We start from the raw sequence: 16,164 nt of genomic DNA on the forward strand, positions 1-16,164 counted from the left end.
CCCCCCCCCCGAGGAACAAGGATCAGAAGTGGACGCGCACCGTCCCGAACACCTGCCGGGGCGCCGCGGTCTGCAAGGTCGTGTAGGTGCCATTCGGGTCGGAAGTCACGAACCCGGCCGTGCCGGTCGAAGCGATATAATGCTTGTCGAACAGGTTCATCACGTTGAGTTGAACCTCGAACATCGGACTGAGCCGATAGCCGGCCGACAGGTTGACGTTGACCGCGCCGGGAATGACCGCATCGTTGAGATAGCTGTAATAGCGTTTGCTGCGATAATGCGCATTCACACCGCCCCACAGCGTACCGTCGTCATAGTTCAGCTCGGCCGTGGCGACCTGTTTGGGCGAGGCGACGACCTGCTTACCCTTGGTCGGAACGACGGCGCCGCCCAGCGGCTGGACGTTGTCGTCATAAGTCGCGTCGTTGTACGCCCAACTGCCATAAGCCGACCAATGGGGTGCGAAGCCCCATGTTGCGGCGGCCTCGACACCACGTGACGATACGCTGCCGACATTCTGCAACACGTTCTGGTTGCCGACGATGGTCGCGCTGATCGACGAGGCGAGCAAGCGGTTGGTGAACTTCACATAATAGCCGGTCAGCGACAGCTGCACGTCGCGGTCGTGGAAGCGGTAACCCGCCTCGAACGTGTTGGTCATCTCCGGCTTCAGGTCGCCCCGAATATAGTTGAACCCGGCCTGCGAACTGCTGGAAAAGGGGCCTGCCGAGGTCGAGGCGACGAACGCGGCCATGTTGCGCGTATAGTCGCCGAACAGCTCGCTATGCGGATCGAGCGTGTAGAGAACGCCGATGGTCGGCAGGAACCAGTTTTTCGCCTGGATCGAACCGTCGATCGGCTTGCGGCTGACGATGCTGTGCGCGTTGTTGGTGGAGACCACGCCCTTCACCCCGGCATTGAGGCGCAGTGCTTCCGTTACCTGCCAGGTATCGCTGAGGTCGAGCTGTACCGTGTCGGTCCGATATTCGTTCTGATAATTGGTGAAGAAGGGGTTGGTGTAGAATTGCTGGAATTCCGCCGGCGCCTTGCCCGCCTGAAGACCGTAGAGGTAATTGGCCTGGTCGAAGGCGTTATGCTCGTACCAGATACCGCCCTCAATCTTGTGGCGACCAGCCTGGAAGGTCAGGCGGGAAATGACGCCCTTGCGGTCGATATTGTAGCGATTGGCCGACACCGAGATGGGCGAGCCGCCAAAGGCGGCAGGGGTCGGGTCGTAGGGATCGGCCCAGGTGCCGATGCCCTTGTCCAGATGGAGGTAGCCGGTGGTGAAACCCGAAAGCCGCGACCCCAGGCGATAGGCCAGCTTTTCATAGGCCAGCAGGTCGCGGCGCACGCCCCCACCCTGATACACCGCGTCATCGGCGTTGACATAAGGGGCGGGCGGGGTGCCGCCGTTCTGGACGATCGTCGCCAGCTGCTCGGCGAGCGCGAAGGTCGGGATATTGTCGAACCGCCACCCATAGGTCTTCAGACGACTGAGCGAGGTATCGTTATAGTCGTCCTCGCGCCGATCGATCAGGTCGAGAAAGGTGGTCGAGGTGACGTCGTCGCCCAAGGGCTGAATATATTTGGCGTTGATCTGATCCTGGACCTGCTGGCCCCAGCCGCGCCATTTGCCCTGCCGGTCATGTGCATAGGAGATGGCCAGCCGACCACCCCAGGGCAGATCGCCGGTGTTGATCCGGCCGAAGCTGCGCCAGGACTGGGCACTGCCATAGCTCTGCTCCAGGTCGACGCCGAACATGTGGGTCGGATCTATCGAGGTGAAGTCGACCGTGCCGCCGATGTTGCTGGTGGACGCGGTGCCCAGCGCGCCGCTCCCCTGCGACAGCGTCGCGGCGCCGTTATTCTCGGTCAGCAGCGCGCGGTTGATCGAGAGGCCGTTGTTGTTGCGATACTGCATGTTGCCAAGCGGCACGCCATCAAGCGTATAGCCCATCTGGTCCGTCAGGAAGCCGCGGATCGACAGCTGCGTTGCCGCCTCATAGGTGCCATGCGCGTCGGAGGAGTCGAAATTCACGCCGGGCAGCCGCCCCAGCGACCGAAGGGGCGAAGTGCCGGGCGTGGTCTTCTCCATCGCCTTGGCGGACACGGTCTGCACCTGCCGCGATTGGCCCCGGCCCAGGACAACAATATCCTGGTTCGCGCTGGCCTCTGCCGCGACGGCGGTGGCCGTCGACGTATCGACCAAGGCCTTTAGCGAGATCATCGACGGCGTCTCGCTCGCGATGGCCAGCCCCTGACCCGCGATCAACCGACGCAGCGCCTCGCTGCGCGTCAGCCGCCCGCGCAGGGCGGTCACATGCCGGTTCGCCACCGCATCATAGGGAAATATGACGTGGATGCCCGCCTGCCGCGCGAACTGGTTGAGCGCAGTGGCGGTGTCGCTGGCTGGTATGTCGAAGCGGATCGGCGTGCTGTCCCGCATCTGTGCGACAGCCGGCATCGCGACCGCCAGCATGGCGGTCGTTGTCATGAACTTGAACATGGTTGATCCCTGTTTGGATGCGATGGTCGGTGCAGGGATGGATGGCGGCGGAAAAACCGCTACTCGCCCGAAAATTTTTTTAGGTGCGGGACAGGACGATACCGCCATTGGCACCCGAAATTGCCTGCACGCCGAAGGAACTGTGGAGCGCTTGCAGAAATTCCTGCGGGTTGGTCGTCGCAAATGTACCGCCGATGCGCAGGCGCGACAGCGCCGGGTCGCCGATGACGATCTTGTTGGTAAGATAGCGGTTCATTTCCGCCAGTGCATAATCCAGGCTCTCGCCGTTGAGGACCAGCGTGCCGCGCTGCCACGCAGTCACCCGGGCCATATCGCTGCCGTCGCGCGAATGGACGGTCCATTGGCCTGCGGTCGCCACCGCGACCTCGCCCCGTTCCAGCTGTCTTTGCGCGCCGTCGAAAATCTGACCTTGAAGGACCGCCAGTTCGCATCCGGTCGGCCGCAGTCGCGCATTATACAGGCCCGGTACCAGCTCGAACCGGCCATCGGGTGCGATCAGCTCCAGCCGATGCGGCGAGCCGAGCTGGATCGCGACCTCGCCTCGTTCGAGCCAGAGGCGATCCGGCGTGCCATCCTTCCAATAGACGCAACTGTCGGTGTTGAGTTTCAGCGAAAGGCCGGGCCCTGCCGCTACCGTCGCCCGTTCGCCGACTTGGGTCACGGCCTTGTCGCGGGCATTGGCGCGATAGGCCCAGCCGCCGCCCACAACCATGACGGCGGCGACCGACGCGGCCGCGCGCAGCATGTGCCGCCGGTCAGACCGGTCGGGTCCGGCCGGCATCACCGTCTCGAGCTGGTGCTGCACATCTCCACGCGTCACCCGCAGGCGATCGAGGTCACGCCAGGCGCTGGCGACCTCGGCAAAGGCGACGGCGTGGCGCACGTCCGTATCGCGCCACGCCTCGAATGCCGCAAGGTCCGCCGAGCCCGCATCGAGCGCAGCGAGCCATGCCGCAGCTTCGTCGGTCAGGTCAGCGTCGCGCGGCTGGTCTGGGCAATGGCTGGACAAAATTCCTCCGCCAGGGACTCGCTTTCGCGACGCGCCTTCGTGATGAGGGCAAGACCCTTAGCGATATGCTTTTCAACGGTCGAGACGGATAAGGAAAGCGACTGGGCGATCGCGGTGGGGGATAGGCCTTGAACCTTGCGCATATGGACGACGCGCGCACATTGCGGGGGCAGGGCATCGATCCAGCCGGCCAGACGCTGCAATTCGGATCGTCCGGCGGCGACCGCAAAGGCATCCGGCGCGGGATCGGCGATGTCGGGCATCTCCAGCGACGCCAGCACGTCGATGCGGACCACATTGGCCCGCCGTATCCGCTCCAACGCCAGATGATGGACGATGGTCAGGACAAAGGCCCGTGGTGAGGATATCGAGCGATGATCCGCGGTGTTCAGGACACGGGCATAGGCTTCCTGCACCAAGTCGTCCGCTTCGTCCCGCCCGCAGAAATAGGCCGCCCTGGCCCGATAGGCGGCTGCGTGGGGCAGCACCTCGGCCATGAACCAACGGTCTATTTCGCGCAGCCAGCTCAACACATGCTCCGGTGATCGGAGCGGCGTGTAGGTCTGCTTCTTTACAGGAACGCGACACCGGGCATGGTTCGGCCGTCGATCAGGAAGCGGCGGTCTCAACGCAAGCGTCGTACGCGGCCGTCACTCGTTGAGGCGGTGGGCGGTCACATGCGGACGCGCTGGCAATGCGCAACGTATCAGAGGATGCGCCTTGGCGCGCTTTTCCCAAGCGTCATGCGTTTGGTAAGCGCGTTTTAGCGCAAACCCATGAGGAGCAAGCAGGATGACCTACGCCGTTTTCACCTTCGCCACTCTCCTGTTGCCCCTGACCCTTGGGGCAACCGAGGTACGAGCCCAAGCGCAGCCCGATTCCGGAAAGAAGGCCTGCGTCGCCGAGGCGCGGCGCCTATGCCCGATGGAGATGAAATCGATGAGCCGCAAGAAGGTGGAGGCTTGCATGATCCAAAAGATCGATCAGACCTCGCCGACCTGTCATGCCGCGATGTTGCGGATCAAGGCTGAGCGGGAGGCGGCGACGCCCCGCCGCTGATCCCCAGCGCGCGATTCTCCGCGCCGATACGGACGTACAGCATCGCCGCGTTCAGGACCGTGAACAGCGCGGCGATGCCGACCAATCCGAAGGTCAGGGGCAGCACGGCAATCTCCGCAGTGACCACGGCGTAATTGGGATGGCGCAGGAAGCGAAACGGCCCCTTGGCGACGAGCGATGCGCCGGGCAGGACGATGATCCGCGTCGTCCAACGCGGCCCCAAAGTCGCCAGCACCCAGACCCGCATCCCCTGCAACATGGCGAAGATCAGCAGCAGCGGCCAGGACACCGCGCGGTCGCCGACGCTGAACCACAGCGCGAGCAGCCATGCGGTGTGCATCGTCACCATCACGGGATAGTGGTTCGCACCATATTCCCGCGCACCCGCCGCCATCAGCCGGGCGGTGTTGCGTTTGGCGATGACCAACTCGCTGAGCCGCTGGAGCGTCACGAATGCCATAATGGCATAGGGCAGGTTCATCGGTCGCACTCCAGGACCAGCGAGGACGCAGTGAAGCCCGGTCCCAGCGCACTGAGCAGGGCGCGGGGCGGCAGGCCTTCTCGACGATATCGGTCCAGTACGAACAATACGGTTGGCGCGGACATATTGCCATGATCGCGTAGCACGGCGCGTTCCTGTGCCATCGCGCCGCGCTCCAGGCCAAGGGCGCTTTCCAGCGCATCCAGCACGCGGGCCCCGCCCGGGTGGCAGATGAAGCGGTCGATGTCGGACAGGGCCAAACCCTGCGTGGCGAGCATCTCGGTGACCGCCTGCCGCATCTCGCGTTCGACAAAGCTGGGGATCGCGCGATTGAGAACCACCGCGAGGCCCGTCTGCTCGGTCCGCCAGCCCATGATGTCGAGCGTGTCGCTCCACGTCTTTTCCGCGCTGCCGACAATGCGCGCGAAGCCAGATTGACCCGTGCGCAACAGGCACGCCGCCGCGCCGTCGCCGAAAAGGGCAGTAGAGATCAAGTCGGCCTTGTCCGCGCCGCTGGTCCGAAGCGCCAGGCTGCACAGCTCGACGGTCACGAACAGCACGGTCGAACCCGGTCGTGCCCGCGCCAGATCGGCGGCCAGTGCCAGGCCCGTGGCCCCACCCGCACAGCCCAGGCCGAAGACCGGCACCCGCCGTACGTCATTGCGAAACGCGAGTTGGGCCATCGCCCGCGCCTCCAGACTCGGCGTCGCGATTCCGGTCGAGGAAACGGTCACGATGGCGTCGACATCCCCAGCCTCCAGGCCTGCTTCCTTCAGCGCATCGCTGGCTGCCGCGACGAACAAGTCGAGCGCGACGTCGAGATAGGCGGCGCTGCGCTCCTCGAACGAGCGGGGGGTGCGATACCAGTCGAGTGGCATGGCCAGTTGACGCTCGGCGATACCCGCATGGTCGAAAACCGGGGCGAGCCGGTCGAAATCGGCGAAGCGGTCACCGATCAGCTCACGCGCGGTGGCGAGGGCTTGATCCTGGGACAGTCGATGGTGGGGCGTGCGCGTTGCAAGCGACAGAAGGGCAACCGAGGAAGACATGCACCGTCCGAGTAGCCGGCGAACCGGCGGAAATGATTCTGAGGCGCAACGATCGGCGTTGCGGCTGGTTCAACCTGTCGCGAAATAGAGAGCCGGGCAGAGCGATATCATGCAAAGCGACGATATGACACCAGCGAATGCGTCCCCCGGCCTTGTGACGCAGACGGCGGGTTTCGCCGCCTGGGCGGGGTTCACCTTCATGTGTCTGGGCATGTTTATGGCGATCCTGGACGTCCAGATCGTCGCGACCTCGCTGCCCACCATACAGGCGGCGCTGCGCATCGCGCCCGATCGGATGGTGTGGATACAGACCGCGTATCTGACCGCCGAGATCGTCGCGATCCCGCTGACAGGGTATCTGACCGATGTGCTGGGCATGCGGCGGCTGTTCGTCGGTGCGGTAGGACTGTTCACCCTGGCCTCCATCGGTTGCGCGATGAGCGGCAGTTTCGAAAGTCTGATCCTGTGGCGGATCGTGCAGGGATTTTCGGGCGGAACGCTGATCCCCATCGTTTTTTCCGCCGTCTTCCTGTTGTTCCCTTTGCGGGTTCAGGGGCTGGCGACCACGATCGCCGGGGTTGCGGCCGTGCTGGCGCCGACCATCGGACCGATTGTCGGCGGCTGGGTGACGCAATCCTTTTCCTGGCACTGGCTGTTCCGCATCAACATCGTGCCGGGTATCGTTGCCGCCCTGGGTGTCGGCTGGCTGTTACGCGGCGAGCCAGCGGTTGAGCGGTCAGGCGTTGCCCGTGCCATCGATCTGGTGGCTTTGGTTCTGCTCGCCGTCGCGCTCGTGGCGCTGCAGATCGGTTTGAAGGATGCGCCGACGCGCGGCTGGGGTGATGCTTGGGTGCTCGGTCTGCTGGCGCTGTTTGTCGCGTGCGGGATCGGCTTTGCCGTGCGGACGTGGCGTGCGGCAGTGCCACTGGTCGAGCTTCATTGTTTTGTCGACCGCAATTTCGCCATTGGATGCCTGTTCAGTTTTGTACTGGGGTTCGGCCTCTTCGGCTCGACCTATCTGATGCCCTTCTTCCTGGGGCTGGTGCGCGGGCACGGGGCGTTGCGCATCGGTGAGATCATGTTGGTCACCGGCATTGCCCAGCTGGTCACCGCGCCTATCGCAGTCTGGGCCGAGCGGCGCGTCGATCCGCGCTGGCTGACGGCCTTCGGCTTCGGGCTGTTCGCCATCGGCCTGCTGATGAGCATCGGACAGACCGCGCAGACCGATTTCCATGCGATGATCCTGCCCCAGATCGTGCGCGGGGCGGCGATCATGTTCTGCCTGTTGCCGCCGACCCGCATGGCGCTCGGTCGATTGCCCCGCCATTTGGTTGCGGATGGCAGCGGGCTGTTCAACCTGATGCGCAATCTGGGCGGGGCGGTCGGCCTGGCGCTGGTCGACACGACAATCTTCAGCCGCGCCGCGACCGAGGGGCGCCGCATCGCCAGCCGTCTGCAGGCGGGTGACCTCGACACGGCGCTGCGCATCGGCATTCCCCGGGATGCCTTTCTCGAACAACGTGGCAAGCCGCTCGACGATTTTGCGGTGGAGATGGTGCGGCCGCTGGTGGAAAAAGCCGCGCTCGTTCCTGCCGTCAACGCTGCCTGGGCGATATGCGGTGTGCTGACAGCCATCATCGTGATCGCCGTGCTCTGGGTACGGCGTACCCCATATGACGCCGGGAGTGGCGGACCAGGTCTTTAGGCCCGGCATATCGTGAATCGGGTCGATGTCGTGGCGGGGCTGGACCGGATACGCGCGTCGCAGGTCGCCGTCGCCTACAGGATCGCGCGGGGATCGGTCGCGGCTATTACCCCGGGGCGAACCATCTGATCGTGCTGGACGACCATGATGCGGAGAGCGGCGGCCCATCCTGGAAGTCGGTCCCGGTCGCCATGCGTAACGCCCGTCCCCGACGACGGCGAGCGAGAGTCCGCCGTCGTCCATCAGGTGGCAGACGCTATAGCCGGTATCCCAGCGACAGCATCACATTGCGCGGCGCCGATACGAAACAGTCGCCACGTGCCAGACAGGCGGCATAGGCGCGGTTGTCGAGCAGGTTGGTGGCGTTGAGGCGCAGGCGCCAGCGGTCGCGCTCCAGCTCGACCAGCGCATCGACCATGGTGCGCGCCGGGGTGACGATGGTCCAGGCGGCGTTGCCCGACACCTGAGGACCGAGATAGCGCACGCCCGCGCCCAGCCGCAGCGTCGCCCAGCTGCCCTCGAACGTCTTCGTCCCCCAGGCGGAGGCGGTATGGCGCGACAGATAGCCGACCTCGCCCGTATCGCCATCGACGTCGTTGAAACCATAGGCGAGCGACAGGTCGTAATGGCCGGGCAGGGTGCGCGTCGCCTCCAGCTCGAAGCCCTTGGTGGTCAGCTCTCCCGCCTGGATCTGGCCAAGCGGATTGCGGGGGTCGGGGATCGGGCGGTTGCGTTCCTTGATGTGGAAGCCGGTCAGCGTGACGAGCGTCGCGCGATCGGGTTGCCACTTCACGCCGCCCTCGAACTGCTTGCCGGTCTGCGGGCGCAGGGGCGTGCCGGACGTGGTCTGGCCGGCCAGTGGCTGGAAGCTTTCGGTATAGCTGAAGAACGGCGACAGGCCCGCCCCGACCTCGCCGATGATACCGGCGCGGAAGGTGGTCGCCGTGTCGGAGGTGCGGCTGGTCAGGCCGCTCGCCAGATCCAGACTGGTGCCGTGCACCCTGTCCCGGCGTGCGCCCAGCACCACCGAAATGCGGTCCCGAATGCGGATCTGGTCCTGCACATAGAGGCCGAGTTGCTTCTGCGTGTCGCGGGTGAAGGGGGCGGTGAGCGGCGGCTCGACGACCGAGGCATAGTCGATGTTGTACAGGTCGATGACCTGATAACCGTAATTGTTGCTCTTGCGGACCTGGTTCCAGCTATAGTCTATACCCGCGAGCAGCGTGTGCTCCATGGTCGCGCTGTCGCCGATACGCCATTGCACGTTGTTGTCGGTGGAAAAGACCTGGAGCTTCGCCACTGAAGAACCCGCGTACAGGCCGATGCGCCGCCCGTTGCTGCCCGGTATATAGGGGTCGGTCGGATTGCTGTAGCTGTCGGGATAATGGGTGAAATAATCGACGTTGCTGTCGATGTAACGCGCCTTCAGGCTGAGCTTCAGATCGTCGCTAAAGCGGTGGGTGACAAGCCCCGACCCCTGCAGCAGCCGTCCGTCGTAACGGTCGTATCCCGGCTTGCCGACGAACAGGTAACGCGGCAGGCGCGGGTTGCCCGGATTGTCGCGAAGCGTGCCGATGATCGGCAGGAAGTTCGCGGTCGATCCGGTGTGATCGTCCTGATATAGGCCGAGCAAGTTCACATCGGTGCGGGCATCCGGCCGCCAGGTAACGGACGGCGCGATCATCACCCGATCGTCGGGAACATGGTCGACATAGGTATCGGCATCGCGCACCCGCGCGACGATCCGTGCCGCCAGCGTGTCATGGACCACCCCGTTGACGTCGGCCATCGCTTCCTTGCGGTCATAGCTGCCATAAACGAGGTTCATATCGGCACTGTTAGTGAACAGTGGCGTCTTGGACACGAGGTTGATGATGCCGCCGATCGAACCCTGGCCGAACAGCACCGAAGCGGGTCCGCGCACCACCTCGACCCGCGAGAAATTATAGGGGTCGGAGGCGATGCTGGCATAATAGCTGAAGATGTCCCGCATCCCGTCGCGGAACTGCAGCGCATTGACGCCGCGGATGGTGAAGCTGTCGACGCGGGTGTCGCGGCCATAGGCATCGGAATTGACACCGGCGGCATAGCGGACCGTGTCGGAAATGTTGATCGCGCCCTGCGCCAGGTAGACATCGTCGGTGATGACGGAGATCGGCTGCGGCACCTCGATCAGCGGCGTATCGGTCTTGGTTCCCGCAAACACTTGGTCGCGACGCCCCTCCACCAGGATATCGCCATGCTGGTCCGTCGAGGCCTCCGCAGAAGGGCGGCGGTCGCTATCCTCCGGGGTGGCCGCGAGGGCGGGCGTTCCGGTCAGTGCGACGAGCGCGACGCCAGCCAGGATCGACGATTTCATGATGAGTCCCCTTATGATTTAGCTCGCTGCTAATGATACTGATAACGAATCGCAAGTGAGTCGCGCGGTCGGGTTCGGTCTGTGGTATGGTCCGCTCATCACGCGATGGGGATTTGGCTTTGCTTGGAGATCGTAATTCGCTTGCCAGGACTATCTTCGCCCCATGGCACACGGCGCATTACGGAATTAATGAATTTGACTCGCAATAACACGTAATCTAGCAGCCATGGTCCTTGCTATGCGGGCAGCGACGGGTGTCGCCAGAGGAGGCATGCAGAACCCTTGGGAACACCCTTGTGCCGACACCGGCAGCATCTTGTGGCGGGACGGGCCGTGCCATGGGCGCGTACCGGTGATGCGGCGATCCGCGCGCCTTCTGGCCCTGTTCTCTCATCAACGTTCGCGGCTGATTATCGAGGCGGCACGGATGACCGGTGACAGGGCGTCCGCAGAGGATGTGGTGCAGGATGCCTGGCTGCGTCTGTCGCAGAACGCCCGCGACACCCAGATTGCCGAACCGGTCGGCTATATCCGCCGGGTGGTGCGCAATCTAGCGCTCGACGAATACAGGCAGCGGCAGCGACGCGAGCGGGTGATGTCATCCGATGCAGGCGATGCCGCCGACACGCAGATGGCCGATACCGCAGGGGCCGATCGTGCCTTGATAGCCAGGCAGGAGCTGGCGCTCGTCGCCGCCGAACTGGCCCGTATGCCGCCACGCATGCGCCGCGCCGTCGAACTGCATCGCCTGTCGGGAGCGCCCTTGCGAGAGATTGCCGCAGAGTTGGGCGTATCCGTCACCAGTGCCCATGCCCTGGTGATCGAAGGCGTGGAGCGGTGTCGCAAATCCGTGCGCGGGAACCGACACTGATTGCCTTCCGAAAATGGGTCCGCTTCGTTCGTCCTCCCTGCAAGAAACAGAGGGGGCGGCGATAATGGAGGGCGGTGACGGCCGACGCGAGGCGCTGGATTGGATGATCCTGTTGCAGGAGCGGCCCGGTGACGAGGCGGTACAGGCGGCGTTCCGACGATGGCGGCACGCGCCCGCCTGCGATGCGGTTTGGCGCGAGCTCGACCATGTCGGTGACCTGATCCGGCAGGTCGATGCGCCGAACCGTGCGCCGCCGGTCGCCGCTCCGCGCCGCTGGAAAAGGGGCCTGCCCCTGGCGATGGCGGCCTGTCTTGCGGGCGTTTTTGTGGGGCGGGCCGTCCTGCCGCAGGCTCCGGCCAACCAAAGCACCGGGACCGGCGAGGTCCGGGTGATGCGTCTGGCCGATGGCAGCCGCATCACCTTGGCGCCGCAGAGCACCATCGCCGTGGATGGTCGCTCCGCCCGACAGGTGCGACTGTTGCGCGGCATCGGCTTTTTCGAGGTCCGCCATGATGCGAACCATCCGTTTCGCGTCGTCGCGGGGGAGGCGGTGGCGACCGATCTCGGCATCGCCTTTGAGGTGCGAAGCGACGATGATGGGGCGCGGATCGCGGTGCGCGAGGGGCGCGTACGAGCGGCCTGCCGTCATCCTGCCATCGTGCCGGTCGATTTGGGGCCGGGCGACCGGGTAGCGCTCGACTGTGTCGCTGGACGCTATCGCACATCCACAGTGCCACCTTCGGCCGTGGCGAGCTGGACGCAAGGAATACTGCGCGTAACCGACCGGCCGCTGGGCGAGGTGGTGGAGGCGCTGCGCCCCTGGCATCGCGGGCTGCTGGTGGCGCGGGGAGCCGGGATGGCGCGACATGTGACGGGGGTCTACGACCTGCGTTACCCGGACCGCGCTCTGGCCGCACTCTCTCGGGCGCATGGTGTGACCGTGCGGCGGATCACGCCGTGGCTAACGATCGTCAGCATCGACTGAAACGTCTCTTTTCCACCCGACCCCAAAAATTTTCGAAAAAACCGGAACGGTCAGCGTCTACCCTGTGAATGCGAACGATACGCAATAGCAGTTATTTTGTAGAATCACTGGGGGAACAGGGTGACGAACGAATCTGGGATCTTTCGCTGGAAGCGGATGGGATTGGCGATGTTGCTGAGCGCCTCGTCGCTTCCGGTTCTGGCAACGCCGCTGGCCGCACAGTCGCAGCAGGCGGCGGTCGAGGTGAACATTCCGGCGCAGCCGTTGGGCGACGCGCTGGCCCAGTTCGCGCAGCAGGCGAATGTGCAGCTCGGGGTCGATGCCGCGCTGGTGGCCGGGTTGCGGTCCGGCGGCGTGGCGGGGCGGATGGACCGCGCCAGGGCGTTGGACAGGCTGTTGTTGGGACCGGGGCTCGATTGGCGGTTGGCGGACGGTGTGCTGACGCTGCAAAAGCGACCCGAGCGCGCCATCAAGCCGGGCGCCCCCCTCGTCACCGATGCGCTTCAGGTGGACGGTGACGAGACCCCACGCGATGTCGCGGAGGTGCGGGCCGAGCGCGGCCATGACACGGTCTTCGACGCCGATTATTCCAGCGGGTACAAGGACCGAGCGGAGATCGAGCGCTACAAGGGCGTCACGACCTCGGACCTGCTGACCGGCATGGTCAATGTCCTCAGCGGCGATGCGCGCAACAGCGGCGCGCTCGATCCCAGCATTCGCGGCATTCAGGGACCGGGGCGCGTGCCCGTAGTGATCGACGGCACCGAACAGGCGCTGACCGTCTGGCGCGGATATAACGGCGCAAGCAACCGGGCCTATGTCGACCCCAACCTGATCTCGGGCCTCCAGGTGCTGCGCGGGCCGACCGACCGGGGCAATATCCGCAGCTCGACCGGCGGTACGGTCGTCATCAACACGCTGGACGCCGACGACGTGCTGCAGCCCGGCCGCACCTTCGGCCTCGACCTGCGGCTGGAGGGTGGCAACAACTCGACCGATCCACGCCTGCCGACGCTGCTGACGGGGCGCGACTATCGCACCGTGCCCGGCTTTCCCCGGACGTCGCCAAGCTTCGCGCTGAACGATCCCTATCTGCGGATCGTGCCGCGGACCGGATCGGATAACCATTTCCTGTCGTTCGGCGACCGTGCCGTGCGCGTGGCCAGCGCGGTGCGGATCGAGGGGCTGGACCTCTTCGCGGCCTATGCCTTTCGCGAGCGGGGCAATTACTTCTCTGGCACGACCGGAGCGGACTATTACGAGCAGTCGAGCCTGCCGTCCCAGAACCTCAATCGTATCCGCCGGATGGCGCTGGGCTTCGCGCCCGGCAACGAGGTGCCCAACACCTCCAGCGATCTGGAATCGGTGCTGCTGAAGGCCACCTGGCACATCGCCGACGACCAGTATCTGTTGGTCAGCCTGCGCGACAGCGTCACCCGCTATGGCGAGATCATGCCGTCGCGCATCCCGATCGACACGGGCAATGTCCAATGGCCGCTCAGCAAGGTCCATGCCCGCGCCTATAATGCGGAGTATAAGTGGCAGCCGGACAGCCGGTGGATTGACCTGAAGGCCAATCTCTGGGCCACCGATACTAGGAGCGATACCTATAACTCCGGCGGGATGCCCAATTTCGCGACCTTTGCCGATCCGATCATCATCGACAATGCCCGCGCCAATGCGATGAACGATCGCTATGGCTTCAACGCCAGCAACACCCTGCGCCTCGGCACGAAGCTCGACCTGACGCTGAGCGGTAACTGGCAGCATGAGAGGTTGGCATCGCAGGACATCTACGACCCTGCGAAGTTCCAGGGCTGGCGGCAATTCCCGCGCGCCGGGCGGCGCGAAGAGTTCCTGGTTCGGCTGGACGGCGAGTGGCGGCCCGCCAGCTTCCTGAAGCTGAACGCCGGGCTGAGCTATGCCGGATATTGGGCGGTGGATGATTTCACCCGCAGCCAGATCGCCAAGGGCAATACGAACCTGAAGACGACCTTTTACAAGGGCTATACGTCTTCATTCCAGGTCCGGGGCATTGGGGAGGCGTACTTCAGGCGATTCTACACGCAGAGCTTGTTCGCAGGTTTGCCCACCGCGGACGTCGAGGAATTTATCGCAATGGATTTGCCGGACTATCTGGCAAATCCTTATCCGATCTCATTCGATCAGGCTGGCCCGGCTTGGCTCCCTTATGCCCAGGGGCGCTACCGGCGGGCGGACAACCCCTGCGTGAACGGGACGATCAATACGATTCCGGGCAATACCGGCACCTGCATTCTGCAGAGTATCACGGAAACCGTACCCGTGACCGCGCCGCGTCGCTCCGCCCATCACTGGGCCCCGAGCCTGTCGGCCACCGTCTATGCCGACGAACATACCCGCGCCTATGCCCGCTATATCGAGACGTGGCGCTTTCCGAGCATGTTCGAAAGCACGCTGGGTTTTTCGGCGTCGTTCAACCCAGCCGCGCCGCTGCGGCCCGAACATGCCAAGCTCTACGAGGTCGGGCTGGTCCGCGATCTGCGCAGTCTGTTGCGGCTGAACCGGGAGGACCAGCGCGCCGACGTCAAGCTGACCTTCTATCGCAGTCACATCACCGATGTGGTCGAGCGGTCCACCCAACTGCAATTCAGCAATATCCGGGAACAGACGATCGCCGGGATCGAGGCGGAGGCGCGGATCGACACCGGCGGATTCTATACGCAGCTCGGCGCGGCCTTCATGACGACCAACCGGGTCTGTGACGAAAGCGCCGCCGCTCTGGCCGACCGCAAGAATGGCAGCATTCCCGATTGCGTCAAATATGGCTTCCCGGACGGCTTCCTGCTGACCCAGGCAACGCCCGAAGAGACGGTCAACTGGACGATCGGCGGGCGCTTCTTCGACAAGCGGCTCGAGATCGGCGGACGGCTGACCTATTATAGCCGCTACGACAATCCGCTGTTCCAGAAGATCGCCGACCTTCCGCGCGAGCAGCAGCTCGACGTCTATTCGCTCAATGTGCCGTTCAGCTGGGGCGAGATTGTCACCGCCGACGCCTATGTCCGATACCGGCTGAACGACCGCTTCTCGGCCGAGCTGGTCGGGACCAACCTCAACGATCGTTATTATGCGGACCCGCTGACCCGTTCGATGATGCCCGCCCCCGGGCGCACCGTCCGGCTGAGCCTGACGGGCCGCTTCTGACGATCCCGCCATTCGACCCCGCCGTCCATGTCCTTCCTGAAAGCCGGACAGGCACGGCGGGGCCGGATCGATGCGCCCGAAGCGATCGGGCGCACACAACCGCAGGAGTAATATCATGACCTCCATCACAATGAAGACCATTGTTCTCGCCGGCCTTGCCACGGTCCTGACCGCCGGTTCGGCGCAGGCCCAGTTCGCCGGTGGCTCCAGCGACACCAGCAAGGTGACGGTGGGCGAAAGCGACGTGCAGGGCGGTCCCCATGTGGCGGGGCGTGCCGGGATCGGCGTGCCGGGAACCAACGGACGCCGCGTCGATTTCCAGGGACTCAGCCTTTATGCTGCGGCCGACGTAAACGGCGTGCGCCATCTGAACATGGCGACCAGCGATACCGCCGATCACAGCAGCTATGGTGACTTCCGCTTCGCCCGCGTCGGCTCTGCCGATCTGTGGTTCGGCGAATGGTCGCAAACGGGCAACGCCACGGCGGGCGATCACACCGTCTATTATGTCGGCAACACCAGCGGCACGACGGTTCCGACCAGCGGCACCGCGACCTATTCGGTCAAGGGCATCAGCGACTATGCCAACAAGGGCGTGCTGACCGGCACACTGACCGCCAATTTCGCTTCCGGATCGACGGGCACGCTGCGTGGCAGCCTGTCCAACGCCTCGACCGGGGCGGGCGTCAATATCGGTACGGCGCGGATCAACGGGGCTGACTTCGCGGGCGGTAATGCCGTCGCCACCCAGTCGGGTGCCACCGTCGCGTCGGGCGGCGTGGTGAGCGGTCGCTTCTTCGGCGCCAGTGCCGCGGCGCTGGCCGGGACCGTCAAGTTCGACGGTGCGCGTCAGCACGACACCGCCTTCGGCGGCACGAAGAACTGACGCAAAGGGCCGGGGCTCCTGTCTCTCCCTTGCGGGAGCCCCGG

General features: G+C 64.7%; 12 protein-coding genes. 6 read left to right on the forward strand and 6 right to left on the reverse strand.

All coding sequences use genetic code 11. The annotated features are described in order from the left end of the window. Positions 1-22: 22 nt before the first annotated feature. From SSA01S_RS05455 to SSA01S_RS05465, 3 genes are all read right to left on the reverse strand, one after another. The gene (locus SSA01S_RS05455) at positions 23-2,497 is read right to left on the reverse strand and encodes a TonB-dependent receptor (RefSeq protein ID WP_244885574.1); all 2,475 of its coding nucleotides are present in this window, start codon (positions 2,495-2,497) and stop codon (positions 23-25) included. Between the two features lie 91 nt (positions 2,498-2,588). Continuing rightward, positions 2,589-3,539: a DUF4880 domain-containing protein gene (locus SSA01S_RS05460; protein WP_061779552.1), complete on the reverse strand. Its 951-nt coding sequence runs from the start codon at positions 3,537-3,539 to the stop codon at positions 2,589-2,591. Beyond that, a complete protein-coding gene (locus SSA01S_RS05465; protein ID WP_153002997.1) occupies positions 3,497-4,069 on the reverse strand; it encodes an RNA polymerase sigma factor in 573 nt (190 codons plus the stop codon). Before SSA01S_RS05465 ends, SSA01S_RS05460 begins: the two co-directional genes overlap by 43 nt. Positions 4,070-4,331: 262 nt before the next feature. Here SSA01S_RS05465 and SSA01S_RS05470 point away from each other — a divergent pair, with 262 nt between their 5' ends. Next, a complete protein-coding gene (locus tag SSA01S_RS05470) occupies positions 4,332-4,598 on the forward strand; it encodes a hypothetical protein (RefSeq protein ID WP_240954722.1) in 267 nt (88 codons plus the stop codon). Here the strand turns inward: SSA01S_RS05470 and SSA01S_RS05475 are convergent. Together SSA01S_RS05475 and SSA01S_RS05480 are read right to left on the reverse strand one after the other, a co-directional pair. Beyond that, on the reverse strand, positions 4,561-5,079 hold the full coding sequence (locus SSA01S_RS05475) for an isoprenylcysteine carboxyl methyltransferase family protein (RefSeq protein WP_061779553.1): 519 nt from the start codon (positions 5,077-5,079) through the stop codon (positions 4,561-4,563). The two genes, SSA01S_RS05470 and SSA01S_RS05475, sit on opposite strands and share 38 nt — an antisense overlap. Beyond that, positions 5,076-6,128 (reverse strand): type III polyketide synthase, encoded by a 1,053-nt coding sequence (locus tag SSA01S_RS05480; RefSeq protein ID WP_061779554.1) that lies wholly within the window; start codon positions 6,126-6,128, stop codon positions 5,076-5,078. The genes SSA01S_RS05475 and SSA01S_RS05480 overlap by 4 nt, the downstream gene beginning before the upstream one ends. Positions 6,129-6,252: 124 nt before the next feature. On the opposite strand from SSA01S_RS05480, the gene SSA01S_RS05485 reads away from it, so the two are divergent. Next, positions 6,253-7,833: a DHA2 family efflux MFS transporter permease subunit gene (locus SSA01S_RS05485; protein ID WP_156477683.1), complete on the forward strand. Its 1,581-nt coding sequence runs from the start codon at positions 6,253-6,255 to the stop codon at positions 7,831-7,833. A 256-nt stretch (positions 7,834-8,089) separates the two neighbouring features. Here SSA01S_RS05485 and SSA01S_RS05490 read toward each other — a convergent pair whose 3' ends face one another. Then, positions 8,090-10,192: a TonB-dependent siderophore receptor gene (locus SSA01S_RS05490; RefSeq protein WP_061779556.1), complete on the reverse strand. Its 2,103-nt coding sequence runs from the start codon at positions 10,190-10,192 to the stop codon at positions 8,090-8,092. 355 nt (positions 10,193-10,547) lie between these two features. Between SSA01S_RS05490 and SSA01S_RS05495 the strand changes: the two genes are divergently transcribed. The 4 genes from SSA01S_RS05495 to SSA01S_RS05510 all read left to right on the forward strand — a co-directional run bounded on the left by SSA01S_RS05495 (position 10,548) and on the right by SSA01S_RS05510 (position 16,120). Next, positions 10,548-11,063, forward strand: coding sequence for a sigma-70 family RNA polymerase sigma factor (locus tag SSA01S_RS05495; protein ID WP_061779557.1), 516 nt, complete (start codon positions 10,548-10,550; stop codon positions 11,061-11,063). Between the two features lie 64 nt (positions 11,064-11,127). After that, the gene (locus SSA01S_RS05500; protein WP_061779558.1) at positions 11,128-12,048 is read left to right on the forward strand and encodes a FecR family protein; all 921 of its coding nucleotides are present in this window, start codon (positions 11,128-11,130) and stop codon (positions 12,046-12,048) included. A gap of 120 nt (positions 12,049-12,168) precedes the next feature. Then, positions 12,169-15,234, forward strand: a complete 3,066-nt coding sequence (locus SSA01S_RS05505; protein ID WP_244885577.1) for a TonB-dependent receptor — start codon at positions 12,169-12,171, stop codon at positions 15,232-15,234. A gap of 115 nt (positions 15,235-15,349) precedes the next feature. Further along, on the forward strand, positions 15,350-16,120 hold the full coding sequence (locus tag SSA01S_RS05510) for a Slam-dependent surface lipoprotein (protein ID WP_240954724.1): 771 nt from the start codon (positions 15,350-15,352) through the stop codon (positions 16,118-16,120). The last annotated feature ends 44 nt before the right edge of the window (positions 16,121-16,164 follow it).

The organism is Sphingomonas sanguinis NBRC 13937 (assembly GCF_001591005.1).
Lineage (GTDB): Bacteria > Pseudomonadota > Alphaproteobacteria > Sphingomonadales > Sphingomonadaceae > Sphingomonas > Sphingomonas sanguinis.

Excerpts from the sequence above, each read along its gene's own strand:
- SSA01S_RS05455 (WP_244885574.1), bottom strand. The coding sequence starts at position 2,497 with ATGACAACGACCGCCATGCTGGCGGTCGCGATGCCGGCTGTCGCACAG.
- SSA01S_RS05470 (WP_240954722.1), top strand. The coding sequence starts at position 4,332 with ATGACCTACGCCGTTTTCACCTTCGCCACTCTCCTGTTGCCCCTGACC.
- SSA01S_RS05475 (WP_061779553.1), bottom strand. The coding sequence starts at position 5,079 with ATGAACCTGCCCTATGCCATTATGGCATTCGTGACGCTCCAGCGGCTC.
- SSA01S_RS05480 (WP_061779554.1), bottom strand. The coding sequence starts at position 6,128 with ATGTCTTCCTCGGTTGCCCTTCTGTCGCTTGCAACGCGCACGCCCCAC.
- SSA01S_RS05485 (WP_156477683.1), top strand. The coding sequence starts at position 6,253 with ATGACACCAGCGAATGCGTCCCCCGGCCTTGTGACGCAGACGGCGGGT.
- SSA01S_RS05490 (WP_061779556.1), bottom strand. The coding sequence starts at position 10,192 with ATGAAATCGTCGATCCTGGCTGGCGTCGCGCTCGTCGCACTGACCGGA.
- SSA01S_RS05495 (WP_061779557.1), top strand. The coding sequence starts at position 10,548 with ATGCGGCGATCCGCGCGCCTTCTGGCCCTGTTCTCTCATCAACGTTCG.
- SSA01S_RS05500 (WP_061779558.1), top strand. The coding sequence starts at position 11,128 with ATGGAGGGCGGTGACGGCCGACGCGAGGCGCTGGATTGGATGATCCTG.
- SSA01S_RS05510 (WP_240954724.1), top strand. The coding sequence starts at position 15,350 with ATGACCTCCATCACAATGAAGACCATTGTTCTCGCCGGCCTTGCCACG.